Origin of the sequence: uncultured Umboniibacter sp. (genome assembly GCF_947497555.1) — a bacterium.
In the GTDB taxonomy this organism is placed as follows: domain Bacteria; phylum Pseudomonadota; class Gammaproteobacteria; order Pseudomonadales; family DSM-25080; genus Umboniibacter.
In genome coordinates this window covers 212,717-239,352 of the sequence record NZ_CANMGY010000002.1, presented here as the reverse complement: position 1 = coordinate 239,352, position 26,636 = coordinate 212,717, and the positions used below count along the sequence as shown (strand labels likewise).

25 protein-coding genes are annotated in these 26,636 nt (G+C 49.5%); 15 read left to right on the top strand and 10 right to left on the bottom strand.

Annotation, left to right across the window (positions count from 1 at the left end; all coding sequences use genetic code 11):
* Nucleotides 1–39: 39 nt before the first annotated feature.
* From Q0698_RS03930 to Q0698_RS03910, 5 genes are all read right to left on the bottom strand, one after another.
* Entirely contained in the window at nucleotides 40–1,107 is a 1,068-nt protein-coding gene (locus Q0698_RS03930) for an aldose epimerase family protein (protein WP_298633942.1), read from the bottom strand.
* Nucleotides 1,100–2,251: a galactokinase gene (gene galK, locus Q0698_RS03925; RefSeq protein WP_298633940.1), complete on the bottom strand. Its 1,152-nt coding sequence runs from the start codon at nucleotides 2,249–2,251 to the stop codon at nucleotides 1,100–1,102. Before galK ends, Q0698_RS03930 begins: the two co-directional genes overlap by 8 nt.
* Nucleotides 2,252–2,255: 4 nt before the next feature.
* Nucleotides 2,256–3,311: a UDP-glucose--hexose-1-phosphate uridylyltransferase gene (locus Q0698_RS03920; protein WP_298633939.1), complete on the bottom strand. Its 1,056-nt coding sequence runs from the start codon at nucleotides 3,309–3,311 to the stop codon at nucleotides 2,256–2,258.
* Nucleotides 3,312–3,327: 16 nt separating this feature from the next.
* On the bottom strand, nucleotides 3,328–6,489 hold the full coding sequence (locus Q0698_RS03915) for a glycoside hydrolase family 2 TIM barrel-domain containing protein (protein ID WP_298633937.1): 3,162 nt from the start codon (nucleotides 6,487–6,489) through the stop codon (nucleotides 3,328–3,330).
* 211 nt (nucleotides 6,490–6,700) lie between these two features.
* On the bottom strand, nucleotides 6,701–6,874 hold the full coding sequence (locus Q0698_RS03910) for a hypothetical protein (RefSeq protein ID WP_298633935.1): 174 nt from the start codon (nucleotides 6,872–6,874) through the stop codon (nucleotides 6,701–6,703).
* 358 nt (nucleotides 6,875–7,232) lie between these two features.
* Here Q0698_RS03910 and Q0698_RS03905 point away from each other — a divergent pair, with 358 nt between their 5' ends.
* The 5 genes from Q0698_RS03905 to Q0698_RS03885 all read left to right on the top strand — a co-directional run bounded on the left by Q0698_RS03905 (nucleotide 7,233) and on the right by Q0698_RS03885 (nucleotide 9,626).
* Nucleotides 7,233–7,721 (top strand): MarR family transcriptional regulator, encoded by a 489-nt coding sequence (locus Q0698_RS03905; protein ID WP_298633933.1) that lies wholly within the window; start codon nucleotides 7,233–7,235, stop codon nucleotides 7,719–7,721.
* A gap of 10 nt (nucleotides 7,722–7,731) precedes the next feature.
* Nucleotides 7,732–8,277 (top strand): sulfur transferase domain-containing protein, encoded by a 546-nt coding sequence (locus Q0698_RS03900; RefSeq protein ID WP_298633931.1) that lies wholly within the window; start codon nucleotides 7,732–7,734, stop codon nucleotides 8,275–8,277.
* 135 nt (nucleotides 8,278–8,412) lie between these two features.
* Entirely contained in the window at nucleotides 8,413–8,886 is a 474-nt protein-coding gene (locus tag Q0698_RS03895) for a MaoC family dehydratase (RefSeq protein WP_298633929.1), read from the top strand.
* Nucleotides 8,887–8,891: 5 nt separating this feature from the next.
* On the top strand, nucleotides 8,892–9,233 hold the full coding sequence (locus Q0698_RS03890; RefSeq protein WP_298633927.1) for a cupin domain-containing protein: 342 nt from the start codon (nucleotides 8,892–8,894) through the stop codon (nucleotides 9,231–9,233).
* A gap of 12 nt (nucleotides 9,234–9,245) precedes the next feature.
* On the top strand, nucleotides 9,246–9,626 hold the full coding sequence (locus Q0698_RS03885; protein WP_298633925.1) for a hypothetical protein: 381 nt from the start codon (nucleotides 9,246–9,248) through the stop codon (nucleotides 9,624–9,626).
* 239 nt (nucleotides 9,627–9,865) lie between these two features.
* Here the strand turns inward: Q0698_RS03885 and Q0698_RS03880 are convergent, their stop codons facing one another.
* The gene (locus Q0698_RS03880) at nucleotides 9,866–10,495 is read right to left on the bottom strand and encodes an arylesterase (protein ID WP_298633923.1); all 630 of its coding nucleotides are present in this window, start codon (nucleotides 10,493–10,495) and stop codon (nucleotides 9,866–9,868) included.
* Nucleotides 10,496–10,660: 165 nt separating this feature from the next.
* Between Q0698_RS03880 and Q0698_RS03875 the strand changes: the two genes are divergently transcribed.
* The 4 genes from Q0698_RS03875 to Q0698_RS03860 all read left to right on the top strand — a co-directional run bounded on the left by Q0698_RS03875 (nucleotide 10,661) and on the right by Q0698_RS03860 (nucleotide 17,278).
* The gene (locus Q0698_RS03875; protein ID WP_298633921.1) at nucleotides 10,661–11,335 is read left to right on the top strand and encodes an ATP-binding cassette domain-containing protein; all 675 of its coding nucleotides are present in this window, start codon (nucleotides 10,661–10,663) and stop codon (nucleotides 11,333–11,335) included.
* Nucleotides 11,332–13,815 (top strand): FtsX-like permease family protein, encoded by a 2,484-nt coding sequence (locus Q0698_RS03870; RefSeq protein ID WP_298633919.1) that lies wholly within the window; start codon nucleotides 11,332–11,334, stop codon nucleotides 13,813–13,815. The genes Q0698_RS03875 and Q0698_RS03870 overlap by 4 nt, the downstream gene beginning before the upstream one ends.
* Nucleotides 13,816–13,960: 145 nt before the next feature.
* Nucleotides 13,961–14,803: a tRNA 2-thiocytidine(32) synthetase TtcA gene (gene ttcA / locus Q0698_RS03865; RefSeq protein WP_298633917.1), complete on the top strand. Its 843-nt coding sequence runs from the start codon at nucleotides 13,961–13,963 to the stop codon at nucleotides 14,801–14,803.
* 312 nt (nucleotides 14,804–15,115) lie between these two features.
* A complete protein-coding gene (locus Q0698_RS03860) occupies nucleotides 15,116–17,278 on the top strand; it encodes a M3 family metallopeptidase (protein ID WP_298633915.1) in 2,163 nt (720 codons plus the stop codon).
* Between the two features lie 70 nt (nucleotides 17,279–17,348).
* On the opposite strand, the gene ald is transcribed toward Q0698_RS03860, so the two are convergent.
* Nucleotides 17,349–18,464 (bottom strand): alanine dehydrogenase, encoded by a 1,116-nt coding sequence (gene ald, locus Q0698_RS03855; RefSeq protein ID WP_298633913.1) that lies wholly within the window; start codon nucleotides 18,462–18,464, stop codon nucleotides 17,349–17,351.
* Between the two features lie 182 nt (nucleotides 18,465–18,646).
* Here ald and Q0698_RS03850 point away from each other — a divergent pair, with 182 nt between their 5' ends.
* The 5 genes from Q0698_RS03850 to Q0698_RS03830 all read left to right on the top strand — a co-directional run bounded on the left by Q0698_RS03850 (nucleotide 18,647) and on the right by Q0698_RS03830 (nucleotide 23,005).
* Nucleotides 18,647–19,117 carry an Lrp/AsnC ligand binding domain-containing protein gene (locus tag Q0698_RS03850; RefSeq protein ID WP_298633911.1) on the top strand — a complete coding sequence of 157 codons (471 nt, stop codon included), beginning with the start codon at nucleotides 18,647–18,649 and terminating at the stop codon, nucleotides 19,115–19,117.
* Nucleotides 19,110–19,637 carry a GNAT family N-acetyltransferase gene (locus Q0698_RS03845; protein ID WP_298633909.1) on the top strand — a complete coding sequence of 176 codons (528 nt, stop codon included), beginning with the start codon at nucleotides 19,110–19,112 and terminating at the stop codon, nucleotides 19,635–19,637. The genes Q0698_RS03850 and Q0698_RS03845 overlap by 8 nt, the downstream gene beginning before the upstream one ends.
* A 136-nt stretch (nucleotides 19,638–19,773) precedes the next feature.
* Entirely contained in the window at nucleotides 19,774–21,945 is a 2,172-nt protein-coding gene (locus Q0698_RS03840; RefSeq protein WP_298633907.1) for a malate synthase G, read from the top strand.
* Nucleotides 21,933–22,301, top strand: a complete 369-nt coding sequence (locus Q0698_RS03835) for a CidA/LrgA family protein (protein WP_298633905.1) — start codon at nucleotides 21,933–21,935, stop codon at nucleotides 22,299–22,301. The genes Q0698_RS03840 and Q0698_RS03835 overlap by 13 nt, the downstream gene beginning before the upstream one ends.
* On the top strand, nucleotides 22,301–23,005 hold the full coding sequence (locus Q0698_RS03830) for an LrgB family protein (RefSeq protein WP_298633903.1): 705 nt from the start codon (nucleotides 22,301–22,303) through the stop codon (nucleotides 23,003–23,005). Before Q0698_RS03835 ends, Q0698_RS03830 begins: the two co-directional genes overlap by 1 nt.
* Here Q0698_RS03830 and Q0698_RS03825 read toward each other — a convergent pair.
* Together Q0698_RS03825 and Q0698_RS03820 are read right to left on the bottom strand one after the other, a co-directional pair.
* Nucleotides 22,964–23,392, bottom strand: coding sequence for a DUF2721 domain-containing protein (locus Q0698_RS03825; protein ID WP_298633901.1), 429 nt, complete (start codon nucleotides 23,390–23,392; stop codon nucleotides 22,964–22,966). The genes Q0698_RS03830 and Q0698_RS03825 overlap by 42 nt on opposite strands.
* A gap of 15 nt (nucleotides 23,393–23,407) precedes the next feature.
* Nucleotides 23,408–23,812, bottom strand: a complete 405-nt coding sequence (locus Q0698_RS03820; RefSeq protein WP_298633900.1) for a hypothetical protein — start codon at nucleotides 23,810–23,812, stop codon at nucleotides 23,408–23,410.
* A gap of 118 nt (nucleotides 23,813–23,930) precedes the next feature.
* Between Q0698_RS03820 and Q0698_RS03815 the strand changes: the two genes are divergently transcribed.
* Nucleotides 23,931–25,136 (top strand): CaiB/BaiF CoA-transferase family protein, encoded by a 1,206-nt coding sequence (locus Q0698_RS03815; protein ID WP_298633899.1) that lies wholly within the window; start codon nucleotides 23,931–23,933, stop codon nucleotides 25,134–25,136.
* Nucleotides 25,137–25,281: 145 nt separating this feature from the next.
* Here the strand turns inward: Q0698_RS03815 and Q0698_RS03810 are convergent, their stop codons facing one another.
* Nucleotides 25,282–26,595 (bottom strand): NCS2 family permease, encoded by a 1,314-nt coding sequence (locus tag Q0698_RS03810; protein ID WP_298633897.1) that lies wholly within the window; start codon nucleotides 26,593–26,595, stop codon nucleotides 25,282–25,284.
* Nucleotides 26,596–26,636 lie beyond the last annotated feature (41 nt).

Sequence of the window (26,636 nt, the reverse complement as noted above, 5' to 3'; positions counted from 1 at the left end):
ACAGTCGGTGGGCTTAGCCTGCTGCCTCATTCGATGACATCAGGCTTCGCTGAACTCGTAGCGTATTTGGTGGTGGTAGCTGCGCTGAGGACCAAATATACAGGTTGGCCAGTTTGGTTGGTTCGGTGAGTTTGGTGCAAACTGAGGTTCCAATGCCACTGCCGCATAGTTCTCCAGTCTCTGGTTACGACCGAGTAAGGTTCCAGCTAAGCCTCCGCCGGCGTAGCACTGTACCGCGGGCATATTTGAATGCACGGTGAGTGAGAGGTCACCTCGCGGCGAGCTAAGTCGTGCCATAGGGATCGGAGTTGGTGTCATATCTTCCTGAACAATGAACGAATGATCGTAGCCGGCGGTGATTTCCTGATGAGAATCCTGAAGCAACACGTCACCAATGCATCGAGGTTCGCGAAAGTCGAAACTATTACCGTCAACTGAAGCGGGTTGCTCCAGGGGTATTCCGCTAGAATTCACGGGAATATAGTGGTCGGCAAAAATTTCGAGTTGATGAGTGCTAATTGTTGGGTGCTGCCGAGCAAGGTTAAAATAGGGGTGTGCGGTGATATTCAACGGCGTATCAGCGTTGGCAGTAGCGCGATAATCAATGGAAACGACGTTATCATCGGATAGGCTAAATTGGGCATAGACGATGACTCGACCTGGAAAGCCTTGATCACCGTCATTGGATTGCAGGCGGAAGGTCACCGAGGAGCGGTTGACGGACTTAATTTGCCAAACGCGCTTATCAAAGCCGAGTGTGCCACCGTGTAAGCTATTCGAACCTTCGTTTTGACTTACTTGATAGGCCGTTGAATTACACTCGAATTTGCCATCGGCAATCCGGTTGGCATAGCGGCCGATGGTGGAGCCAAGGTAAATCTCTTGAGTAAGGTGCTCGCGAGCGGAATCACAGAACAATACGGTGTCGCGCAGCTCTCCTGAGTTCAGGGCAATTTGCAAGCGGGCGATACTAGCGCCATAACTCAGCAGCGTTAGCTTACTGCCTAGCCGATTGCTTAACTCGATGCGATCAATAGACTGATCACAAATCATTAATCCGGTTGGGGTGATAGTAGCTTCCATTCGATCTCTCGTTGCTTCAATCAATACGTCCCGCTCCCTGAGAACTGTTACACAGATAAATGTCGGCAACCAGTCCCGTGGCGGCCTGATAGCGTTGTTCAACTAGCTGAATAACCACGGGTACTATACTCTGTGGTACAAATGCCACCACGCAGCCCCCAAATCCCCCTCCGGTCATTCTCACGCCACCCTTAAGCCCTAGTTGTTCGTGAATGTTTTCCACAAGCCAATCTATGGGCTCTACCGTGATATTAAAGTCATCACGCATCGAGTCATGGGAGGCCGCCATTAGGCGGCTAACCGTAGCCATATCGCCGCTATTCAGGGCTTCAGCAGCAATGAGGGTGCGTTCATTCTCGGTGATCACATGTCGTGCGCGGCGAAAGAGCTCTGGATCTAACTCAGTGCGGCGGGCGTTTAGTTCTGCTGAGGTGACATCTCTGAGCGCTTTAACGTCGAAGTGTTTTGCGACCGCTTCACATTGCTCGCGCCGGAGATTGTATTCGCTATCTACTAAGCCTCGCTTTACGTTGGAGTTGATCACCACAATCTGTAACTCACTAGGCACCTCAACGGCTTGGGTAGAGAGATCGCGGCAGTCAATGAGTTGGGCGCCGGCTGCAACACCCGTAGCGGAAATCAACTGATCCATGATGCCGCAATTACAGCCCACAAAGTCGTTTTCAGCGCGCTGCGATAACAGGGCGATCTCACTGGGACTTAGGTTGGCACCAAATAGATCGTTGAGGGCGGTGCCGATGGCGACCTCTAGCGCAGCACTGGAGCTCAAGCCGGCACCTTGGGGAACATTACCGGTAATAGCCATGGAGAGACCACCTAGCTGTACCCCAAGGCGCTGAAATTCAACGATTACTCCCCGAACATAATTGGCCCACTCGGGGGAACTTTGGTGAGTGATGGGGTTATTCAAGTCAATAACGTGGGTTTCATTGTCAAAGTCGCAAGCTAGTACTTCAATTCGATTACTGTCGTTGTGTCGACAGGCCACTACAGTCTGATAATTGATTGCAGCGGGAAGGACAAACCCGTCATTGTAATCGGTGTGTTCGCCAATTAAGTTGACGCGTCCGGGGGCCTGATAAATATCGGTGGCTTCGACGTCGAACTTGGCAGTAAAGGCCAGTTTAAGCTGATTAATTTGGGACATGCGCTTAGCCTCGATCTTTATAATGTTGACGGCTGACACCACGAAGTCGCTCTGCGGCTTGTTCGGGAGTCAGGTCACGCTGGGATTCCGCTAACATTTCATAGCCGACCATAAACTTTTTAACGCTAGCCGAGCGTAATAGCGGTGGGTAGAAGCTTGCATGGAGCTGCCAGTGCGACTTATCAGCCAAGTCGAAGGGCGCGTGATGCCAGCCCATGGAATACGGGAAGCTGCACTCAAACAGGTTGTCATAGCGCGTAGTGAGCGCTTTGAGGTGCTTGGCTAAGTCAGCGCGGAGTTCAGTACTCAGTGCGCTAAAGTCGCTAACGTGCTGTGACTTAGGGATGAGAAGTGTTTCGAAGGGCCAGGCAGCCCAGAACGGCACCACCGTTAGCCAATGCTGACTGTCAACAACTACTCTATCTCCACACGCCAGTTCCGAACTTGCGTAATCAAGTAACAAATTTGTCTGCTGCTGCGCTAAATAGTTTCGTTGGTTCACGTCCTTTTTACGAATTTCATTTGGCCAAAAACTGTTCGCCCAAATCTGACCGTGGGGATGAGGTTGAGAGCAGCCCATTATGGCGCCTTTGTTCTCAAAAACCTGTACCCAAGGATAGTGTTCACCCAACTCGGCTGACTGCGCTTGCCACGTTGCAATGATCTGCTCAATTTCTGCAGGGCTAAGTTCGGCTATGGTTCGGCTATGATCGGGCGAATAGCATATTACCCTGCTAACTCCCGTAGCACTTTCATATTGGAAGAGCGGGTCGGTATTACTCTGTGCGGGAACCGTTGGCTGCAGAGCGGCAAAATCATTGGTGAATACGAAACAGCTTTCATAGTGAGGATTTTGGTCACCACTAATGCGCTTGTTACCGGGACAGAGGAAACAGTCCGGCTGATACCGCTCCCCAGAGCTTGCTTCGGGCGAATCCTCGGCACCTTGCCACGGTCGCTTAGCACGGTGCGGAGACACCAGTACATAGTCTCCGGTCAGCGGGTTTCTGCGCCGATGTGAGTGATCGCTTACGCTGAATATAGCGTTGTCATCGTTCATCAATTGTCAGCCTCAACTAGTCTGCAGTCGTTAATGGTTGCATCGAGAATTGATAGCGATAATCCAACCAAGGCAGTGTATAGCGAAACAGTGGCGGTGAGCCCCAAGAGTCCGTTCCGCCGACACCGCGCTGACGCAAATCAATATTTAAAAAGATTCTATCTCGCGCCACGAGATCATGTGGGTGAAGATTGCGGCGAGCGACTTGATCCTTGCTCGCATCATAGTCGTCAGTTGAGTAGTACTGAGCACCGAAGCTCAACAATGGCGCTCCTACAAAACTAACACCACGCTGCGCGTTGTCAATAAAGTGAAGCTCTCTCACATCCGTTCGGTAACCATTTTCCTGTGGTCTCACGTAAGCAGTATAGAGCTCCGCAACGGTGGACTGATAGCGACCGACATCGGCAGAGGCGTTACGATCACTATAATTTTCATGGGGTCCGCGTCCATACCATTCAACTTGGCTCAGCGCAGGGCTGAGTTGAAAGAGAGTGCCAAAGCGAGGCAGTTCAGCCTGCTTTTGATGCGGCGCCGCGTAGAACCATAGGTCGAAGTCAATTCGACCATTACCGTGAACGATGTATTCGCTTAGGTATTGGCTTTGGACGCTTGGCAAATTATGAACGGTTGAGACCTTCACGCGTTTCGAGTCAATTCGCTCCAACACTAAAGAGTCGAGCGTCATTGACCGGCCAACCCACTGCCAGGTGGAAAGGCTGGACTGGAATTTGGCAATATCGAAGTCATTATCAATCGGGGCACGCCAGAACTCAGGTCGTGTGCTTTCGGCAAGAATGTCCTCGCCGTGATAGCTTACCTTACTGAGGAGACCACTCGCTTTGTTGAATTCGATGTCAGCAACACTACTACTCAAACGGTAACGCTCGTCGTTTTCTCTCAGCCGCAAGCGTACTTCCTCAGAAGCCAGAGCAGGCGTGAACACAGAGTCTAGGGCGTGCTGAGATTCCGCTGCGATATGACCGGCATTTAGCAATCCCTGATTGCCAGCAAGGCGAACAGCCGTGTTTAGGAATAATTCACCCTCGAACTCGCTCAAGTTTAGGCTGCTAAGGTCAATGATCTGAGCACTCTGAGCGGGAGCAGTGAGCGGAATACGTTGGCTGCTTTGCGCAACCGTTTGGCCATCCGCGATAAGTTCCCAGCTTAATTCATAGCCGCTTAGATCAATGAAGAAGAACTCGTTATGAACCGTCAGCGCTTGCGTGTCCGCATTGAAGTGGATGGCAATATCTTGCTGAACTCGCTTTACTTCATGTAAGTAGGGGTAGGCACTTCTATCTGCATACACTAAACCGTTCGCGCAAAAGCTATCGGAGTGAATCACCGCTGGTGGTTCTAAATCACCGCCATAGGCCCAGAAAGGTTCGCCCTGAGAGGTATGGCGGAGAAAGGTTTGATCAACCCAATCCCAAATAAAGCCTCCCTGCAGCGAATCATATTGCTTAAAGGTGTCCCAGTATTCTTTGAAATTCCCGAGTGAGTTGCCCATCGCATGTTCATACTCAATCAGAATGGCGGGGCGTGAATCAATCTCCGTCTCCGCATAATGAGTGATTTGGTCAATTGACGCGTACATTTGGCCGTAGGCATCGGTATGGCGACGCAACTGAGCTTGCTCTGAGATTACCGGCTCGTCAGACGCAGCCTTTAACCAGTCATAACTGGCTTCGGTATTCGGGCCATCACCGGTTTCATTGCCCAGCGAACGAATCACTACCGAGGGATTATTTTTACTGCGTTGATACATATTCTCGATGCGATCGATATAGGCATCGTGCCAGTCTGGTTGATTGACAATGTGGTTGGTGGGGTTGTAACCAGAGCCCTGATTCGCCGCACCTAAGCCATGTGACTCGATATTCGCCTCGTCGACAAGGTAGAGGCCAACTTCATCGGCAAGTTGGTACCAATAGGGGTCATTCGGGTAGTGTGCTAAGCGCACTGCATTGATGTTGTTTTCCTTCATCAGGCGAGCATCTAGCTCCATGGATTCTCGCGAAACAACGTGACCGGTAACGGGATCATGTTCGTGACGGTTTACGCCCTTGAAGAGAACCGGCTGTCCGTTAATGAGAAATTGACCGTCACGAAGCTCGCTGGTGCGAAAGCCTACTCGGTTGCTGATGAATTCAATGGCTTGGTCATTTTCGACCAGCGTTAGATCCAGCTGATAGAGCTTAGGGCTCTCTGCACTCCAAGCTTCTATGTTTGGCAAGTTTACTTGCCAGCTAGCTAGCTCCTCGGAGTTACTCGCCAATGATCCGATCTCTAAAGTTTCCTCAACGAGGGTTTTGCCCTCATCGGATAGTGATACCTTGAGCGATAGATTACGTTCCGTTTCGCTACTGCTATTGACGATTCGCGCCGAGAGGTCGAGGACGCCATCCTGATAGTCGGCGCTTAGGGTTGATTCACTGTGATAGTCGGCGATATGGACTTTTGGCGTGGCGAATAGATAGACGTCTCGTTCAATGCCACTGAGTCGCCACATATCCTGACACTCGAAGTAGGAGCCGTCCGAGTAGCGATAGACTTCTAGAGCGAGCGTGTTCTCGCCAGCTTGCAGATATTCGCTGATATCAAATTCGGCCTGGGTCTTTGAATCCTCGGAATAACCGACGCGTTCACCATTAACGTAAACATAGAACGCCGACTTAACCGCGCCGAAATGGGCGACCACTCGTTCGTTCTGCCAATCGTCTGGCAGCATAAATTGCTTGCGATATTGCCCCACGGGATTGTAGGTCTGCGGCAATTCGGGCGGGGTGATGTTAGGAGCGAAACAGTTATGGCTGTGATAGTAGGGGATGCCATAGCCATTGATTTCCCAGTTGGCGGGAACGGGAATGGTGTCCCACCCAGAGTCGTCAAAGTCGCTACGTTCGAACCCGCTGGTCCTGTCGTTAGGTTGTTCTACCCAATTAAACTGCCATTCGCCATTTAAGAGTAGGTGGTTGCTACTGTTAAAGGGTGAAGTGATGTTTAACTCTTCAGCATTACGGTAGCTGTAGAAAAAACTTCTTGAGGGCAGCTTGTTGATCCGAAATACGGTTGGATCTTGCCAGGCTGGTAACGAGGGTTCCGCCTGCGGACTTGCCAAGGAGCAGGATGCTACGAATGCTGAGGCGAGCAAGAGACCGCTTTGAATATTCATGCAGTGACACACCTTTATTTGTGATTATCGTTTTAGGTGTGAAAAGTATAGATGAATTGAGTTAGATAGTTGGCTGATCAATATTCACCTTCGGGTGAAAATGCTTGAACTATTTGTAGGTTCGACTGGCACAGTGGAATACTAGCGACACGTTTGTTTGTGCAAGTAGATCCGATTTGGATGCGTAAGGCTGTCGCAATGGCGGAAGAAATTAGTTCTGGTGCTTGAGCTTGCGACCTAGGCTGAAAAATTTGGCCTTAGTACGCTGGAGAAGTTTTAACGAGCAGAGGATGGTCCAGGGGATGATGTAAGAAAAAAGCGCAATAGCGATGTAGGTTTTCCCAGCAATTTGGGCTGCCATATTGGAAATGTTAGTGGTATTCACTTGGGTTCCTCCTTTAACTATGTCAGATAGGCCAATGACTGAGCCTTGATTAGAGTACTAATCATTAGTGTTCGAACTAATTATAGGTCTCTTTTAGTTCAATTGTCAATTTATGTGCGAGTTTATAAGGTTTCACGGCGATTTACTTACTCTTATTCTTTTAGATTATTAAAAGATATTTAGTTTAGCTCTAATTAATTGTTCTAAACTTCAACCCATAACTTAGGGTTTGCGAAAGACGGTGGTAGAGGGAGCGCGACGGGTTTTACTTGCGTCGTAAACCAAAAGGATGTTGGCGATCATGGCGATATTTGTTACCGTGTCAGCAATTAATGATAATGACTAGCGAGTTGAGAGTATGCAGCGATACGAAGAGCTATTAGTGTCCATTCGACAGGTAATTCGGGCCATCGATTTGTATTCCAAAAAATTGAATAAAGAGACGGGTCTAACGAGTTCTCAGTTACTTGTTCTTCAGGATATTCGTCAACACGAAGGTACGATGGTGAAGGATATCGCCAATCGGATCACCCTAAGTTCGGCAACGGTTACCAGTATTTTAGACCGACTTGAAGTTCGGGCGCTTGTTGTCCGCCAGCGGTCAGAGAACGATCGACGTCGAGTAGGGCTGTTCTTAACGGAAACGGGAAGCGCTACGATTGAAGATGCGCCTACCCTGTTGCAGGAACATTTCATTAACCGTTTTGAGTCCATGGAACAGTGGGAGCAGTCGCAAATGGTCGCTACCATGCAGCGAATTGCTTCGATGATGGACGCCGAGCGAATTGATGCGTCACCCGTTCTTGAAGTGGGACAGCTGCGCGTTGATCCTATAGCCCCCAAGTAGAGGACGATTTGTGCGCATAACTAGCTTAATACTTCTGACTATCATCATCGTGTTGCAGAGTTGTACTAATCAATCTGCCACGAGTCCAAAGGCCGCTCCCATGGTCGACGAGCCCGAGTTGGGCTCGATTCTGCAGGTTGGCAGCCTTAGTCAAGTTGAGGATGGAATCTTTGCTGGGGGGCAGCCAACCGCAAGTGAACTTGAGTATCTCTCTCGCCACGGTGTAAAGCACGTTATTAACCTTCGCCCAATCGAAGAGCAACCCTTTGCCGAGCAGTCAGTGGTGGAAGGAGCGGGGATGAACTATCACTCAATCCCCGTTGCCAGTGCCAATGACGTTAGTGTGGAAAATGCAGCGCAGCTCGCTGAGTTGTTGGCGGAGTATGGTCATGAGGGCGTTGTGGTTCATTGCGCTAGTGGTAATCGGGTAGGAGCGCTGGTAGCGATTACCGCAGCTCAAGCCGGTGCAAGCGAAGATGAGGCAATCCAAGAGGGCAAAAAATGGGGATTAACTCGCTTGGAAGCGAAGACGCGACAGGTCATCGGAGCGCAGTAGTTATTCCCACGGTTAATGCTTTATTTGTCTAGTTTGGCGCTATATGAGTAACGAAGTACGTGTTTTCGAGTGCAGAGCTAGAAAGGTGACTGATCAGTCGCTACAATCTTCGACACTGTACTCGAGGATAATTTAATGACGACTTTAGTTAACTACACTTACGATGAACTTGAGATTGGCCAGTCGGCAAGTTATGTCCGAACGGTCTCAGAACAGGACATTCTCCTGTTTGCGGCAGTATCGGGAGACACCAACCCGGTTCACCTTGATGCCGATTATGCTGCCACCACCCAGTTCGGCGAGCGTATTGCTCATGGTATGCTGACAGGCGCGTTGGTCTCCGCAGCATTAGCGCTAAATCTCCCCGGCCCGGGCTCCGTTTACCTGGGGCAAAATTTAAAGTTTCGCGCCCCCGTGCTTATTGGCGATACGCTAACTATTGAGTTGGAAGTTGCCGAGAAGAACGATCGTCGTAAGCAAGTCACCATCAATTGCAAAGTACTTAATCAGCACGGTAAGCGGGTCGCAACAGGCGAGGCTTTGGCAATGCCGCCAACGGAAAAAATGCAGATTGAAAAGCCTGCAGAACCCAAAGTAACAATAGGATAATATTGATGAAGTTTTTACGATTTGATCCATCAACCGTAGCGGTTGAAATTGAGCGCCCCGCAGCGGAAAAGTTGTTAGCGGGTGATCCTGAATTCCGCACTTGGAACTACGAAGACGTTGATGGTACCCGCTTTGCCGGCGTGTGGGAGTCTACGCCTGGGAAGTGGACCGTCAGCTACGATGAGTGGGAGTTTTGTCATATTCTCAAAGGTGTTTCTATCCTGACAAGTGACGATGGTGACATCCAAACTCTTCGGGCAGGCGATAGTTTTGTTATTCGTCCAGGCTTTACAGGTACCTGGGAAGTGGTAGAAACTACAGCCAAAGAATATGTGATTCAGCTTTAAGGAGATGGGGCCGTGTTGAGCGAAGAACTTTTGTTTGATGAAGAACAAAAACTTGAACGAAAGTTGGCTGAGCTGACCGAGGCACAGCGCAGTTTCGTTGAGACTGCTGCTTCAGAGGTAGTGCGAGATCCGCAGGAATTTAGTAAGCGGCAGCTTTTGTTCTTCTTGGGATGGCACCATTTCTATGCAAATAATTTAATACGAGGCTCGCTCTTACTTGCTCTATTCCTGTATTTACCTTTCGCATATCTTGATCAGGTGATTTGGCCAATGGCACTGCTGTTAGTAGTTTGGGCCACTGAGATTCCGCTGATGGTTAACGGTCGCCGATATATCCGAGATCGTAATGCCACGGCGCTTCGTTCGGCGTTTGGCAAGCTCAAGAACCGCTGAATGAGCGCTTAGTGAAGGACTCATTCAGCAAACTCGGCGCCTCATAATAACTAATTTCCTCGGGGAGCCAGGGAGCTAGGGAGTCAGGGAGTCAGGGAGCCAGGGAGTCAGGGAGTCAGGGAGTCAGGGAGTCAGGGAGTCAGGGAGTCAGGGAGTCAGGGAGTCAGGGAGATTAGGGCCCAGGCCTCTAACGTGCGAGTTTTGTAGGATTTAGTGACCAAGCTACCGATCGTTAATCTTTAGTCTTTTATGTTTTCTTCGGATAACAACATCGCAGTTTCGATGGCAGGCCAAACGTTATTAAGTAATTCACCCTGTGCTTCGGCCTTAGGATGGATCCCATCGTTCTGCATCAGTTCTGGGTCGGTAGCGACCGTTTCCAAAAAGATTTCTACCTGAATGAGTTCATATTTCTCGGTTAACTCATCATAGACTGCGCGAAACTGGCGGGTGTAGCGAGGACCGTAGTTGGGTGGAATTTGCATACTGACAAGAATAACTTGGGTGCCATTCGCTTGAGCGAGCGTAACAATTTGATCCAGATTTTCCCGAATGCTATTGATGGGGTAGCCACGGAGGCCGTCGTTGCCACCAAGCTCCACAATCATCCAGTCAGCTGGTTTCTGTGCAAGTAAGTTTGGTAATCGTGCTAGCGCTCCGCCAGTGGTTTCGCCGCTGATACTGGCGTTGATTACTTCATGATCACCATTGTCGGATAATCGCTCCCTAAATAAGTTGACCCAACCCTGGTCAAGATCGAAACCATAGCCGGCACTGATGCTATCACCTAGCACTATCCAGCGATCCGCGTGACTAGTCGGTGCTAGTAGCGCGGATAACAGGACGATTAAGCTGAAGAATTGGCGCATTTTACGCTCCTCATAAGAATATCATTATGCTAATCAAAGCCGAGCCGGCTTACCATGTGGTTTATCCTAAGACGCATTCCCCGTAAAGCACCGTAGAATGAATGTTAAATTTATACTACGGCTTAATTTCGGTGAGTTAATATCGCCGCATAACAAGGTGAATCCATGATTCTACAACTTGAAAATGTTTCCAAGGTGGTCCCTGCGGCGGACGGCGAACTGGTGTTACTTGACGATCTTTCCTTCGCTATTGAAAAGGGTGAGACCATTGCCATTGTCGGTCGTTCGGGCTCCGGCAAGTCTACCTTATTGGGTCTAATGGCTGGCCTTGACCATGCATCATCAGGTTCCATCAATTTTGCGGGGCAGCGATTAGAAAGCCTTGATGAAGAGGCGCTTGCCCTGTTGCGAGCCAAGCATGTGGGGTTTGTCTTTCAGAGCTTTCAACTACTTCAAAGTTTGACGGCGTTGGAAAATGTTATGCTGCCACTCGAACTGGCTGGGGGCGCGGATGCTGAACGTCAGGCTAAGCAGTGGCTGGAAAAAGTGGGTCTGGGGCACCGCATAGACCATTACCCAAGTAAGCTCTCAGGTGGCGAGCAGCAGCGCGTTGCCGTAGCTCGAGCTTTCGCTGCTCAGCCAGCCGTATTGTTTGCTGACGAGCCCACGGGCTCGCTTGATGCGGCTACCGGCGAGCAAGTTGCCGATTTGCTCTTTGATTTGAACCGAGAAGTAGGAACAACATTAGTCTTAGTGACTCATGATCACGAACTGGCAGATCGCTGTGGACGTCAAATTCGAATTGAGGCAGGTCAAATTGTCGCGGAGGCAGCTGCGTGAACGGTTGGCAATGGTTGCGCCGCGAGTGGCGCGGTGGTCGTTCGGGAGATTTGAGTATTTTGGCTGTCGCATTAGCGATGTCAGTGGCTATTGTGGCAGGTATTGGTTTGTTTGCCGAACGCCTCGAGCGAGCGCTTGATGCTCAGGCAGCCACGTATTTAGCCGGTGACCTTGCCGTGAACTCGCGTAAGTCACTTCCCGATAATTTGATTACTGTCGCGCAAAGTAGTGGATTGAAAACCTCGCAAACTGTTCAATTTCCCACCATGGCTTACCCAGTTAGCGATGACACGAATGGTATTTTGGTGTCGATCAAAGCGGTATCAAGTGACTACCCGCTGCGAGGCGAGTTGGTGTATAAAGCTGGTTTTGAACCGCCATCAACCAACTACGGCTTACTTGCTTCCGGCACTGCTTTAGTGGATCAGACCTATTTGGACCGCGCTCAGCTTACTGTGGGTGATTCAATTTACGTTGGCGAGCTAGTGGTGAAGGTTGTCGGAATTATTGAACGTGAGCCGGACGGTGGCTTCAGTTTGTTTTCACTTGGGCCACGGGTGATGATCTCAATGGTTGACGTGTATTCAACCATGGCGTTAAGGCCAGGCAGCCGATTGAGCTACGCGCAGCAGTACGCGGGTGATGAAGACGCCATCTCAGACTTCGCAACCTGGCTTGAGTCAGAAGTTAACGAGGATGATGTGTCTATTCGCACGCTTGAGCAAGGTCAGCCGCAATTAGCTCGAACTTTAGCGCGTGCGAAACAATTCTTGCTACTCTGCGGTGCTTTAGGTGTGGCGATGGCGGGCGTTGCCTTGGCGTTAGCGGGCAGGCGTTATAGCCGTTACCTACTCGATGCTGTGGCGGTCAAGAAAACGCTGGGAGCGACACCGAAGCGTATCACTCGCTTACTGGTGGAAAAGCTTGCTGCACTGTGGTTTCTTTCAACGGCGGTTGGACTACTTATAGCATTAATAGTACAAGCTGGTATCAGTGCGTTAATCAGTACCTGGCTAGAGACAGAGTTACCTGCGCCAACCTTGCTTGGCGCTTGGCTTGGTGTTTTGACTTCGCTCATTAGTATGGTTGCGTTTTTGGGACCGCCAATTTATCAGCTGCGAGCGGTACCTCCCTTACGGGTTATTCGCCGGGAACTGGGTGGCACAGGATCACTCTTAAGTGCCTCGGTAATTGGCATCGCTGCGTTTAGCTTGTTGTTAGTATTGTATACAGAAACCCCTTGGGTCATCGTAGGATTGTTAGGAGCTCTACTACTGGGAGGTGGCGTTGCCTGGCTGTTAGCCATCCTTCTATTTAGTGGTAGACGCAGGTTGGTTCAAGCGTCGTCGCCTTGGCGATTGGCAATGAGTTCACTCGCTCGACATCGTTGGCTGACGGTAGGGCAAATTGTTGCTTTCGCGCTAACGCTTTCGCTATTAGCCTCAGCGGTATTAGTAAGAAGCTCACTCATTGGCGACTGGCAGGCATCCATTCCAGAGGATGCGCCCAATCATTTCTTTACGAATGTCGCGCCGTATCAAGTCGATAATATGAATCACACATTTGACTACGAAAATATTGATGATTCAGGGCTTTATGCCATGGTTCGCGGGCGCATCGCACTGATTAATGGTGAAGATGCGAAAGTTCGTGCCGAGCAGAATGGCTATCGACATATTTCGCGCGAACTCAATTTGAGCTATGCGTCCGAGCTTCCAAGAGATAATGAGTTGGTAGTTGGTTCCTGGTGGGAACCTGATACAGATCAGTTACTTGTCTCGGTTGAAGAGTCTGTCGCCACACGGATGAACCTGAAGCTAGCGGACACCATTACCTTTGATATTGGCGGTACTCAAGTAAAAGTCATGGTGGCCAACATTCGAACGTTAGATTGGGATGATTTACGACCCGCTTTCTTCATGTTGTTATCACCACCGGCATTAGAGGATTTCGGGGCGAGTTGGATGACTAGTGCCTATGTTCCAGAGGACAGGACCGATTTCATTCCCGCATTTCTTCGTGAGTTTGCTACGGTAACGGTTATTGACGTGGGTTATATCATTGAGCAGGTCCGTCAGGTGATCAATCAAGTGAGTAGGGCGGTGGAGCTGGTATTAAGTTTGGTAGCAGTATCAGCTATCTTGGTACTGCTTGCTACCGTCCGCTCAAGCCAAGATTGGCGTCTTCGTGAGAGTGCGGTGCTTCGCGCTTTGGGTGCCTCTAAGAAACGCCTGCTAGGCGCACTTCTCATTGAGTTTGGCTTTCTAGGTTTCGCCGCGGGTATTCTAGGCGCCGGAATGGCCGAAGGTGCAGCGGCAGTGATTCAAACTCAACAGTTTGACTTGCCAATGGCCTGGCATTGGCCAATGTGGATTATTCTTCCCATAGGCTCAGCAATAGTCGTGGCGTTGTTTGGGCTATTAACCTCAAAGCAGGTAGTTCAAGTTGCGCCTAACGACATATTGCGCGAAGTTAATTAGGGTTTGTTAGGCTGATCTCTGTCAATGGCGGAGCGTTGTTAGTAGTTATAGTTGCCAGTATTGGTAAGAAAAACTACCGCTAGGGAAGCGGTAGTTTTCGCAGTATAATGCGCCCGTTTTTTTGATTAATTTGCTGGGACTTTCAATGACTATCGCCGATCCACGACGCACTAAACATGAGCTAGACAAACTGCAGAAACGCATTCGTCGCAATGTGGGGCAGGCTATCGCTGACTTCAACATGATTGAAGAGGGCGATAAAATAATGGTCTGTCTTTCTGGTGGCAAAGACTCCTATGCAATGCTAGATGTTCTCCTGGGTCTTCAAAAGACCGCGCCGGTGAAGTTTGAGCTGGTAGCAGTGAATCTGGATCAGAAACAACCAGGTTTCCCCGAACATATACTTCCAGCTTATCTTGATACCGTGGGTGTTGAGTACCATATACTCGAAAAAGATACTTATTCAATCGTTAAGTCAGTGGTGCCCGAGGGCAAGACTACTTGCGGGTTATGTTCACGCCTTCGCAGAGGTTCACTGTATGGCTTTGCCGAAGAAATTGGTGCGAACAAAATAGCGCTGGGACATCACCGAGACGATATTATTGAGACCTTATTCCTCAATATGTTTTACGGCGGAACGCTCAAAGCGATGCCACCGAAATTGTTGTCCGATGACAAGCGTAATGTGGTGATTCGACCACTCGCCTACTGCCCAGAGGAAGATTTGATTGCGTTAGCTGAGGCGAAGGAATTTCCAATCATTCCGTGCAACCTCTGTGGATCCCAGGAAAACTTGCAGCGTCAAAACATCAAAGCAATGCTTGCCGAGTGGAATGTGAAGCACCCTGGACGAATTCAGAATATCTTTGGTGCTATTCGAAATGTTAAGCCCACCCAATTGGCGGATACCGATCTCTTTGATTTCTCTAACTTAGTGATTGATAGGCAGTCTGGGCTAGAAATTATCAATGCCGTCAATGTTGGCTAGAAAAAACTAGCTAGTCCTAACAGCGCGTGGACTCGTTTATACCACTAAGGCCTGGGCGTATCAGCGGCGCGACGAGCCAATTGTCTGTTTGTTGGTCGCAACTAGGTGCGCCATTTATCACTTCGTAGATTCCACGATTGCCAAATTACCACGTTTTAGCGATAACAGAAGATTACATCTGTCACTTTCTTGTTTCCGACCGTGTTGCCTATAACAGTGAAAAATCGCTACACGAGCTTCTAGGGAACAAGATTTCTGCTAACCTGTAAACACCGTGGGTATCACCCGCTTTGTTAAAAAGATGCGAGTATTATGATTAAACATACTTTAAAACCCTTAGCCCTTGCCGTTGCAATGGGTTCATTGATCGCTTGTTCCCCATCCAATGATTCTTCTATGGATGAGCCGACTGCAGCCGTTGCGGAAATGAACAACCCGCTAATTGCTCAGTGGGAAGGTCCCTACGGCGGCGTTCCAGCATTTGATGAAATGTCATTGGAGTATTTAAAGCCAGCCTTGGAAGAGGGTATGCGTGTAAATCTCATCGAGGTGGAACGTATCGCTAATCAAGAAGCGGCGCCAACCTTTGAAAATACGATCGTTGCGCTTGAGGCCACGGGTGATGATCTCGGCCGAGTCTTTACCTACTATGGTATTTGGTCTTCAAATATGTCTTCGCCGGAATTCCGTGCGGTTCAGCAGGAAATGGCACCTAAAATGAGTGCCTTCTTTTCACAAATTAACCAGAATGAAGCGCTTTTCGCCCGTGTAAAAGCGGTTTATGAAGGTGAGGAGATGAATTCGCTTCGCCCAGATCAGCAGCGTTTAGTCACGCTAACCTATAACGGCTTTGCGCGTAACGGCGCAACCTTAGATGGTGAGGCGAAGCAACGCTATGCAGAGATTCAGCAGCGCTTGGCGGAGCTACACACAAAGTTCGGTAATAACGTGCTTGCCGATGAAGAGGGCTATGTTGTCTATTTGGATGAAGATCAGTTAGGTGGTTTGCCAGGTTCATTCGTGAGTGCCTCGGCGTCGGCAGCTGAAGCTCGAGGTCAGGCAGGAAAGTATGCGATTACTAACACGCGATCGTCGATGTCGCCGTTCCTTACTTATTCAGATAATCGTGAGTTGCGCGAACAGGTGTGGAATAACTACTACAGCCGTGGTGACAACGGTGGTGAGTTCGATAATAACGCGATTATTGCGGAAATCCTGCAGTTGCGTCATGAACGCGTCAACTTATTAGGCTACCCAAACTATGCCTCGTGGCGCCTTGAAGATCGCATGGCTAAGAATCCGGAAAACGCAATGGCGTTGATGGAAGCAGTTTGGCCAGCCGCGATTGGTCGTGTGGCAGAAGAGGTTGCTGATATGCAAGCTATTGCCGATGCGGAAGGCGCTGATATCACTATCGCTCCCTGGGATTATCGTTACTACGCCGAGAAGGTACGTAAGGCCAAATATGACCTCGATTCGGACGAGGTTAAGCAATACCTACAATTGGATAAGCTGACTCAAGCTATGTTCTATGTGGCGGGAGAGTTGTTTAACTTTGAATTCACGCCAGTTGCCGAAGGCAGTGTTCCTGTTTTTCATCCCGATGTGAATGTCTGGGAAGTCACTGACAAGACGACGGGAGAGAATATTGGCCTTTGGTACTTAGATCCGTTTGCGCGTCAAGGTAAGCGCTCGGGGGCCTGGGCAACGTCTTATCGCTCACACACCACCTTCCAAGGGCCGACCAACGTTTTGAGTTCTAACAACTCAAACTTCGTAAAGGCCTCGCCTGGCGAGCCGGTATTAGTCTCGTGGGATGATGCGACTACTTTCTTCCATGAATTTGGACATGCCTTGCACTCGCTATCTTCAAACGTTGAATACCCATCTCTTAACGGCGGTGTTCGAGATTACACCGAGTTCCAGAGTCAGTTGTTAGAGCGTTGGTTAAGTACCCCAGAAGTCATTAACAACTATCTGGTTCATGCGGAAACTGGCGAACCTATGCCAGCGGAGTTGTTTGAGAAGATTCAAGCTGCTTCGACGTTTAATCAGGGTTTCTCCACGACCGAATATTTAGCAAGTGCGCTGGTAGATCTGAAGTTTCATACCGTTGATCCAACGGGGATTGATCCTGATGCATTTGAGCGTGAGACGCTTGCGGACCTGAATATGCCGAGTGAGTTAGTTATGCGTCATCGTACTCCGCACTTTGGCCACATCTTTTCAGGTGAGGGCTATTCGGCGGGTTACTATGGTTATATGTGGGCCGATGTGCTCACCTCTGATGCTTCAGAAGCCTTTGCTGAAGCGCCTGGTGGCTTCTACGATGAAGACGTCGCAAAACGTTTAGTGGACTATTTGTTTGCGCCGCGTAATTCGATGGATCCAGCTGAGGCATATCGCCTATTCCGTGGTAGTGATGCGGGTATTGAGCCGTTGATGCGCGATCGAGGTTTCCCGATTCCGGAGTAATTCACCTCAACCAAAAAAAAGCCGAGCTGTTTAGCTCGGCTTTTTTTGGTTTGCGGAATCTTAAACTAGATTAAGCAAGTGCGATGCTTGGCGCAACGTAGTCGTAACCCAGCGCAACCGAAACGGCTTCACAAGTTACCTTGCCAGCGTGGACGTTAAGGCCATTTGCAAGGTGCTTGTCGTCTGCAATGGCTTTCGCGGCGCCTTTGTTTGCCAACGCTACTGCGAACGGAAGCGTTGCGTTAGTTAGCGCCATGGTAGACGTACGCGCAACACCGCCTGGCATGTTAGCAACACAGTAGTGAACAACATCTTCAACCACGTAAGTTGGCTCTTGGTGAGTCGTTGCACGTGAAGTTTCGAAACAACCACCTTGGTCAATCGCAACATCAACTACTACAGCGCCTTTCTTCATCGCTTTTAGATGCGCTTTGGTAATGAGCTTCGGTGCCGCTGCACCCGGGATCAATACCGCGCCAATGACGAGATCCGCCTCTGACGAGTACTCTTCAATCGCATCAGCAGTAGAATAGATAGTACGAAGACGCCCATCAAACTCTGTGTCTAACTGCTTTAGGCGAGTTAGCGAGCGATCAAGAATCGTTACGTCAGCACCCATGCCAACAGCCATGCGAGCGGCCTGCGTGCCTACTACACCGCCACCGATAATCAATACTTTAGCTGGTGCAACACCAGGAACGCCGCCAAGAAGTACACCACAACCGCCTTGAGCTTTTTCAAGATGATGCGCGCCGGCTTGGATAGACATACGGCCAGCAACTTCAGACATTGGGGCTAGGAGTGGAAGCGTACCGGCGTTATCGGTGACAGTCTCGTAGGCAATTGCTGTACAGCCAGACTTGATCAACAGCTCAGTTTGCTTTGGATCTGGAGCAAGGTGGAGGTAGGTGAAAAGTAACTGACCAGGGCGAAGCATTTCGCACTCAACTGGCTGAGGTTCTTTTACTTTGATGATCATGTCGGCACGAGCGAAAATATCGCTAGCCTTTTCAACAATCTCTGCACCGGCAGCCACATACTGGTCGTTGCTGAAGCCGATTGCGTCACCACCATTGAATTCAACCATAACTTGATGGCCATTGGCGATAAGTTCTTTAACACCAGCAGGTGTTAAACCAATACGATATTCGTGGTTTTTGATTTCTTTAGGTACACCGATCAACATGGCAAAAATCCTCTTAAAAAGCTAAATCGTGTTTAGGACTAGATATTAGAAACTTGATTCATTATAGAGCTCACTACTTGATTTTTTTCCTGATTAACGTTTAATTTAAGGTGATTGTATTGATAAATTGGTTTTAAATTAGTGAAATCAACTTAAAGTTGGGTTTTTGTATGAAAGGTGACATGAAAAATCTAAGTAAAATTGATAAAAATATTTTACGCCTGTTGCAGAAAAATGGACGGATGAGTTACGCCGAACTGTCTCGTCAGGTTGGGCTTTCCACAACTCCCTGTATGGAACGAGTGAAGCGCCTAGAGAAACAGGGTGTTATTAAGGGTTATACCGCGGTCATAGACCCGTCCTATTTATCTGCCGGTTTGGTGGTCTTTGTGCAAATTCGTTTGGCGCGAAAGGCGCAGGGTATTTTTTCGGAATTTCGTGAAGCGGCCATCAAATTAGAAGAAGTCCAGGAGTGTTACCTCGTCTCGGGTAATTTTGATTATTTGATCAAAGCTCGAGTCGCCGATATGCCCGCGTATCGACACTTTCTTGGGGAAACTTTGCTAACCCTACCGGATGTGCAAGAGTCCACCTCCTATGTTGTAATGGAAGAAGTCAAAGAAACCCTATCGGTTCCCATCCCCTATGCCTAACACTCAAACCAAGTCCGCCCCCCAACATCAACTCATTCGTCAACTTAAGGCCGAGGATATTTCTACGGTACAAAGAATTGCTGAGCTCGCGTGGCGAGCACATTACCCAGGGATTATTTCGCACGAGCAGATCGACTTCATGCTTGGCTGGATGTATAGCCATGATCAGCTCCGCAGTGATATGGAGCGTGGAGTTCAGTTTGCGGGGGCTTATAAGGATGAGGAATTAGTGGGATTTGCTGGCTGGGAACTCATTGATTCACAAACGGCCTACCTCCATAAGCTCTATTTGCTGCCTAACGAGATTGGCGCAGGGATAGGCTCGCAGATGTTGAGCTGGATCAAACGAGAGGCTACGGAGGCCGGCGCCTCGCAGCTGAAGTTGGCGGTCAATAAGGCCAATGTTAAAGCTATAAAAGCCTATGAGCGCAACGGGTTTTCCCAGCTAGAGTCGGTATGCAATGATATCGGTAACGGCTTTGTAATGGATGATTACATCTATGGTATTGCGCTGAGCTAAACACTATTCATAGAAGTTATCTGAGTAATACCCGATTGTAACTAGCCGTTTGCGTGAGTCCCGTTATGATGAATCCATCGACTTGCCACTATGAGTTTGATTCATTAAGGGTGGCGCAATAAACGAGGTAGCTTTTATGACACAGTATCAATCCATCGGGACCCTTCAAGTAGCAGACGTTCTTGCCGATTTTATCAATCGAGATGTGCTGCCTGGTTTAGCGATTGAGCCCGCAGCGTTCTGGGCGGGCTTTGAACAGATTATCGAAGGATTCGTCCCACAAAATCGCGAGCTATTAATTAAGCGTGATGATCTTCAGGCGCGAATCAGCGAATATCACCGTCACCACAACAATCCAGAGTTTAACCGTTACAAGTCCTTCCTACAGGAAATAGGTTATCTTGAGCCTGTGGTGGATGACTTTCAGATTACCACAGATAAGGTTGATGCCGAACTTGCTCAGCAAGCTGGTCCTCAGTTGGTCGTCCCTATTATGAATGCTCGCTACGCGCTTAATGCGGCCAACGCACGCTGGGGTAGCCTCTACGATGCCCTCTACGGTACCGACGCGATAATCAGTGAGCCCGCAGGTAAGGGTTACGACACTGTCCGAGGCGAACAAGTGATTAGCTGGGCGAAGAAGTGGTTAGACGATAATTTTCAGTTACAAAGTGGCTCTCACCAGGATGCCGTGAGCTACCGAGTGGAATCGGGTGAGTTAGTTGTCGTACTTGCCAGTGGTGATTCAGTGAGGTTGCGCGATAGCAGTGCGTGGAAGGGTTTTAGTGGCGAGCCTCAGCAGCCAGAGCGTATTTTGCTGGAGCATAACCGCCTAAGTGTTGAGTTGCAGTTTGATGCCAGTACGAATGTGGGCCAGGCCGATTCGGCTAACATGAGCGATATTCTGTTGGAGTCGGCATTATCTACCATTATGGATTGCGAAGATTCCGTGGCGGCAGTCGATGCCGAGGACAAAGTGCTTTGCTATCGAAACTGGTTGGGGTTAATGCAGGGTAACTTGGTTGAAAACATTGAGAAAAATGGTAAGACCATTCAACGCAAGCTGAACGAAGACCGTCGCTATATTGGCAGAGGTGGTGAGACCATCGTCATTAAAGGCCGCAGCTTACTGTTCGTCCGTAACGTAGGTCATCTCATGACTAATGATGCAATACTCGATGCTCAAGGTCGCGAAGTGCCCGAGGGTATTATCGATGGCGTGGTGACCAGCCTCATCTCGCTTTATGATCTGCGTCGCGGTGAGGAGGGTAATAGTCGTTGCGGGAGTATCTACATTGTTAAGCCTAAAATGCATGGCTCTGCTGAAGTCGCTTTTGCTGACGCACTGTTCGCGGCTATCGAGCGCCTATACCAACTGCCTTCTGGTACGATTAAGATGGGCATCATGGATGAGGAGCGCCGTACTTCTATCAATTTGAAGAATTGTATTGCTGCAGCATCGAGTCGAGTAGCCTTTATTAATACTGGCTTCCTTGATCGTACGGGCGATGAAATTCACACCTCAATGTTAGCGGGTGCTTTCCTTCCTAAGGCCGAAATCAAGCAGGCGGTTTGGCTGGGTGCCTATGAGAACTCTAATGTCGATATCGGTCTGCAGTGTGGCCTTCAAGGTCGTGCTCAGATAGGTAAAGGAATGTGGCCAATCCCTGATCAAATGGCAGAAATGCTTAAGCAGAAGATTGGTCATCCGAAGGCGGGCGCGAATACCGCGTGGGTACCATCGCCTACTGCAGCGACTTTACATGCTTTGCATTATCACCAAGTTAGTGTTTCCTCAATCCAAGACGAACTACAAACTCGGACGCCTGCATCGGTAGATGATATTCTTCAGATTCCACTTCAGGCTAATCCCTCGGTATTGGATGAAAAGACCCGATTACATGAACTCGATAATAACGTTCAGGGGATCCTTGGTTACGTTGTGCGTTGGGTAGATATGGGTGTCGGCTGTTCGAAAGTACCCGATATTAACAACGTTGGACTAATGGAAGATAGGGCAACACTGCGTATCTCCAGTCAACACATTTGCAACTGGTTGACTCAGGAGTTAATCACCGCAGAGCAAGTTAATGCGTCGATGCTCAAGATGGCGGCGATTGTTGATCAGCAGAATGCACAGGATCCAGCGTACCAGCCTATGGCAACGAATCCTTCAGAGAGTTTGGCTTTCGCCGCCGCTCGTGATTTAATTTTCCTCGGGGCTGAGCAGCCAAGTGGTTATACTGAACCGCTGCTTCACGCATATCGTCGGAAAGTTAAATCACTCGAGGATTCATGCAATCACTAAAGTGGCTTGCTAAAGCACTAGCTATGGTAGTTTGTCTCAGCGCTTTCTTAGCGGTAGGCAAACTACTTCAAGCATCCTTTTCGCTTCCCTTCCCAGGAGCTATTATTGGCATGATATTGCTGGTGGTGGCACTCACTGCCATTGGCCGGATTCCCGATTGGCTCGGTGAACCCGTTGACCGGGTGCTACCTCACCTCAGTTTATTCTTCGTTCCTGCCATTGTTGGCGTTACGCAGATTGATATCCTTGATGCTTGGGGCTGGCTGCTTCTGGTCACCTATTTGTTTGTCAGTTGGTTGCTAAGTTTGATCGTGGTCGCGTTGATCTTGCAACGTGCCATGAGGAAGACGGACTGATGGCAAGTTGGTTCTTAGCTGGGGCAACAATGCTAACGCTATTGGTCTGTTACCGCTTTAGTCTGTGGGCCTATCGGCGCAGTGGCGCAATGCCGCTTCTCCATCCCGTGTTTTCTTTGAGTGCCATGGTCTTTGCCGTACTCATTTTGACGCCGTTAAACTATGGCCAATTTATGGTGGGTGGCGAATATCTACTTCGCTGCTTAGAGTTGGCAATTGTAGCGTTGGCGCTGCCTATCTATCGAAGTGTCCGTGAATTGGCCTCGGGTTTTGCAAGATTAGCGGCCGGACTGGCCGTGTGTTCAGTGCTGTTGGGAATACTGGCGATTGGACCGCTACCTTGGGTAGGCGTGGATGAAGCGGTTTGGCTGAGTTTAGCGCCTAAGTCCGTGACCACCCCCGTAGCCTACACCTTGGCAGAAATGATGGGGGCCTTGGCACCAATTTCGGCATTATCGGTCTCACTGACAGGGGCGATGGGCGCGTTTATGGGTCCGTATGTTTTGGCCAGACTTGGGGTTGAGAATACCGCAGTGCGGGGGCTTTCTCAGGGTCTCACTGCCCATGCCTTCGCTACAGCTAAGCTGCTGGAGCATAACCCCGTTGAAGCGGGGTTTAGCGCCCTAGGTATGGGTTTGAATGCCATATTAACCGCGCTCTGGTTACCCTTGGCCTTCGCTGCCTTCAGTACTTTCGCGCTCTAATCCCTCTAGCTCCAAATTAATAGCCACCATAGAGATATGAATTTCCCACATAGAGAAGATCAGCGATCCACACAGGGTAATGAGGCTGCCAAGAAAAAGTAGGCTTGCGACCGTTGCGGCCGAAAGATAGAGCGCCAGCATGGTAGCGGTGCATAATAGAAATGCCGCCACGCCAAGGAATTGCATCCAGCGAATTAGAAGTACCCGAAAACGCAGATTTTTTACTTGCTGGGCGCCGCTAAAATGCGAAAAGTCGATACTCTGGCGACGAACCTGTCTTAGCAGTTGAGCCAAGGTTAAAAAACGATTGGTATAGGCCAGTAAAAGTAACGAAATGGCGGGAAACAGCAGTGCCGGAGTGGTGAGGTCTAATTGATGCTCAATCATAATGGCTACCTTGCGTTATTTGCCTTCGAAACTAATTGTGTCCGCCCATTGCATAACGTCATCATCGGCGAAAATCATTTCTACGGTATCAGTTGCCCAGTCTTCGGGGATTTGCCTTACCAACCAAATAGAGAGCGCCTGAATAGCCGGAGTCTCTGACCAGACGGACTGAGTTAGACAACGCCAGTGATTATGATCTCTTCGCTTGGGACTGCGCAATTGATCGTCACAGGTGTCGCAGATAAAAACACAGTAATCGAAATCCGGTTCCTTAGGGGCTGGTTCAACTTCCACCGCCTTGAGTGCAACACCAGAGGCTTCACATAACTCACACTTTCGCCCGGAGCGACGTGCTAAGTCTTTGCCAAATAGAGAGAGCTCATTTAACCGCGCTTGATGTTTTTCACGACCTTTTGACATTGCCCTTACCTTCTAAAGTTTTGCGTTAGTTTACGCTTAAATTGGGAACTAGTGAAACCATTGCGCTAACGCGATACACTCCTGGAATAATAATGGACCTACCAATGGATAGTTGATCATGAGCGGACCACTTACCGGATTAAAAGTTGTAGATTTGAGTCGAATTTTGGCCGGGCCCTGGGCGGGCCAAGTCCTGGCTGATTTCGGCGCAGACGTTATCAAAATTGAGAGCCTTCAAGGCGATGACACGCGTAAGTGGGGGCCACCTTGGATTGAGGGCTCTACGGATGCCGCCTATTTCAGCTGCGCGAATAGAGGAAAGCGCTCAATTTGCGTAGATTTCCGCACCGAAGATGGCCAAAAGCTCATTCAGCAGCTCATTACCGATGCCGATGTAGTGATTGAAAACTACAAAGTAGGTGGGTTAGCGAAATACAATTTAGACTATCCAAGCGTGAAACCTTTGAACGCTAAATTGGTCTACTGCTCCATTACCGGTTTCGGTCAAACGGGCCCCAAGGCACATCAGGCTGGCTACGATGCCATGATACAGGCCTCGGGCGGTTTGATGAGTATCACTGGCCCTCGGGATGATGAAAGTGATGCGGGGCCGCAAAAGGTAGGGGTCGCAGTGGCCGACTTGATGACGGGTATGTACGCAGTGGCTGCTATTCAGGCGGCCTTGTTAGAGCGGGAAAAATCCGGGGAAGGGCAGTATATCGATTTGGCGCTGTTAGATACCCAGGTTGCCTGGTTAGCGAATCAATCGGCAAACTACCTTGTTGGCGGTGTTGTACCTCAGCGCGAAGGAACGGCACATCCAAATATCTGTCCCTATCAAGCCTTTCCCGCCAGCGATGGCTACTTCATGTTGGCCGTCGGCAACGACAAACAATTTAAGCAATTATGCCAGCAATTCGGTAAGGCGGAGTGGGCAACGGATGAGCGATTTTCAACTAATCCAAGCAGGGTGAAAAATCGCCTGGTACTGGTCCCGCTCATTACTGAAATCACCAGTGCGCGTCCGATGGAAAATTGGTTGAGCGAGCTGTCATCGGTTGGGGTACCCGTTGGCCCAATTAATACCCTTGATCAGGTCTTTGAGGATGAGCAATTACAGCATCGCGAGATGGTGTTGAAACAGGAGCGAGGGGATGGAGTATCAATCAAGTCGGTGGCCAATCCGGTAAAGTTTTCGCGCACGCCGCTCCGCTACAACAAAGCGCCGCCTGCCGCGGGTGAAGATAGTGAGAGCCTGCTCAAGGAAATGGGCTTATCCGATGACCATATCGCCAAGCTGCGTAGCGCCGGAGTTGTCAACTAGCAGTCTGCTCTGGGAAAATCTAAGGTCACTCAGTTCGCGTAGAGAGATGTCGCTCAAAGCACCGTTAGCGGAGTAAAAAGAAGGGGATTACTATCACTAGTAATCCCCTTCTTTAGGTTTGCTGTGCGGACTTAGCTACGAGCGCTTAGAAAGCGCCAGTAGCAAGAACGTAGACATAAACCACTGATACCACAACCAAAGCCGGGTTAAGGTCTTTGTAACGACCACTAAAGAGCTTGATTAGCGTGTAGCTTAGGAAGCCCATGCCAATTCCGTGAGAGATCGAGAAGAAAAGCGGCATGCCGATCGCGGCAATCCAAGCTGGTGTCGCTTCAGTCAGATCATGCCAGTCAATGTTCTTCATGTCCGAAGTCATCAATACACCAACAAATAGCAGTGCTGGTGCCGTGGCGTAGGCTGGAACAAAGTCGATAATTCCCACTAGCGGCAAGGCCAATAGGAACAGGATGCCGGCAACTACTGCCGTTAGGCCGGTACGACCACCAGCGGCAATACCTGAGGCAGACTCTACATAAGTGGTCACTGAAGGTACGCCGATCACTGCGCCAACGGTAGTAGCTGTTGAGTCAGCCATCATCGCTTTGCCCATTCCAGGGAAGTTACCTTTTTCATCGGCAAGACCAGCTTGCGAGGCGGTCGCCATGAGTGTGCCCGAGGTGTCGAAGAGGTCAACGAAGACGAAGGCAAAGATAACCGCTAGCATGCCCGACGTCAGGATATTCTCGAAGGTCATCGCGCCGGCGATTTGCATGAGTGACTCAGTCATCGTGAGTGACTCAGCTGCAGCGTCAACTGGCGCGCCACCGGTGAGGCCAAGTGCGTAGGCAACAATCGCAACACCTAGAATACCCCAAAGTACGCTACCGGTAACTTTGCGGGACTCCATAGCAATGATTGCTAGAAAACCAACCGAGGCAAGAATTGGACCAGCCTTAGTAAAGTCACCCAGTGCAACCAGCGTTGCTGGGCTTGCAACCACAACTTCTGCTTGCTTGAACGCAATGATGGTTAGGAATAAACCAATACCAACGGTGATACCGTGGCGAAGGTTCTTCGGGATAGAAGTAATGATCCACTCACGAATCTTAAAGGCCGAAAGTAGGAAGAAGATGATACCGGATACAAACACCGCACCCAGTGCTTCCTGCCAGGTGTAGCCCATACCGCCCACCACAGCAAACGCGAAAAAGGCGTTGAGACCCATTCCTGGTGCCAAGGCAGCAGGGAAGTTAGCCCAAAGACCCATTAGTAAACAACCTAAAGCTGCGGCAAGAGCGGTAGCAATGAAAACCGCGTCAGCAGGCATGCCTGCTGCGGCCATCATGCCTGGGGTGGCGAACAGCACATAGGCCATTGTTAGGAAGGTGGTTAAGCCAGCAATGACCTCTGTCTTTACGGATGACTGATGTTCAGTAATCTTAAATAGCTTCTCGAGCATGTTTAGTACCTAGGCCTCAGAGGGCGTCTATATTGAAAATT

Bases quoted from the DNA above. Each gene is read 5' to 3' on its own strand.
- Q0698_RS03820 (WP_298633900.1), bottom strand. From the start codon at position 23,812: ATGTCAAAAGGTCGTGAAAAACATCAAGCGCGGTTAAATGAGCTCTCT.
- Q0698_RS03810 (WP_298633897.1), bottom strand. From the start codon at position 26,595: ATGCTCGAGAAGCTATTTAAGATTACTGAACATCAGTCATCCGTAAAG.
- Q0698_RS03835 (WP_298633905.1), top strand. From the start codon at position 21,933: ATGCAATCACTAAAGTGGCTTGCTAAAGCACTAGCTATGGTAGTTTGT.
- galK (WP_298633940.1), bottom strand. From the start codon at position 2,251: ATGTCCCAAATTAATCAGCTTAAACTGGCCTTTACTGCCAAGTTCGAC.
- Q0698_RS03895 (WP_298633929.1), top strand. From the start codon at position 8,413: ATGACGACTTTAGTTAACTACACTTACGATGAACTTGAGATTGGCCAG.
- Q0698_RS03860 (WP_298633915.1), top strand. From the start codon at position 15,116: ATGATTAAACATACTTTAAAACCCTTAGCCCTTGCCGTTGCAATGGGT.
- Q0698_RS03890 (WP_298633927.1), top strand. From the start codon at position 8,892: ATGAAGTTTTTACGATTTGATCCATCAACCGTAGCGGTTGAAATTGAG.
- Q0698_RS03875 (WP_298633921.1), top strand. From the start codon at position 10,661: ATGATTCTACAACTTGAAAATGTTTCCAAGGTGGTCCCTGCGGCGGAC.
- ald (WP_298633913.1), bottom strand. From the start codon at position 18,464: ATGTTGATCGGTGTACCTAAAGAAATCAAAAACCACGAATATCGTATT.
- Q0698_RS03880 (WP_298633923.1), bottom strand. From the start codon at position 10,495: ATGCGCCAATTCTTCAGCTTAATCGTCCTGTTATCCGCGCTACTAGCA.
- Q0698_RS03845 (WP_298633909.1), top strand. From the start codon at position 19,110: ATGCCTAACACTCAAACCAAGTCCGCCCCCCAACATCAACTCATTCGT.
- Q0698_RS03850 (WP_298633911.1), top strand. From the start codon at position 18,647: ATGAAAAATCTAAGTAAAATTGATAAAAATATTTTACGCCTGTTGCAG.
- Q0698_RS03840 (WP_298633907.1), top strand. From the start codon at position 19,774: ATGACACAGTATCAATCCATCGGGACCCTTCAAGTAGCAGACGTTCTT.
- Q0698_RS03920 (WP_298633939.1), bottom strand. From the start codon at position 3,311: ATGAACGATGACAACGCTATATTCAGCGTAAGCGATCACTCACATCGG.
- Q0698_RS03915 (WP_298633937.1), bottom strand. From the start codon at position 6,489: ATGAATATTCAAAGCGGTCTCTTGCTCGCCTCAGCATTCGTAGCATCC.
- Q0698_RS03825 (WP_298633901.1), bottom strand. From the start codon at position 23,392: ATGATTGAGCATCAATTAGACCTCACCACTCCGGCACTGCTGTTTCCC.
- Q0698_RS03905 (WP_298633933.1), top strand. From the start codon at position 7,233: ATGCAGCGATACGAAGAGCTATTAGTGTCCATTCGACAGGTAATTCGG.
- Q0698_RS03815 (WP_298633899.1), top strand. From the start codon at position 23,931: ATGAGCGGACCACTTACCGGATTAAAAGTTGTAGATTTGAGTCGAATT.
- ttcA (WP_298633917.1), top strand. From the start codon at position 13,961: ATGACTATCGCCGATCCACGACGCACTAAACATGAGCTAGACAAACTG.
- Q0698_RS03830 (WP_298633903.1), top strand. From the start codon at position 22,301: ATGGCAAGTTGGTTCTTAGCTGGGGCAACAATGCTAACGCTATTGGTC.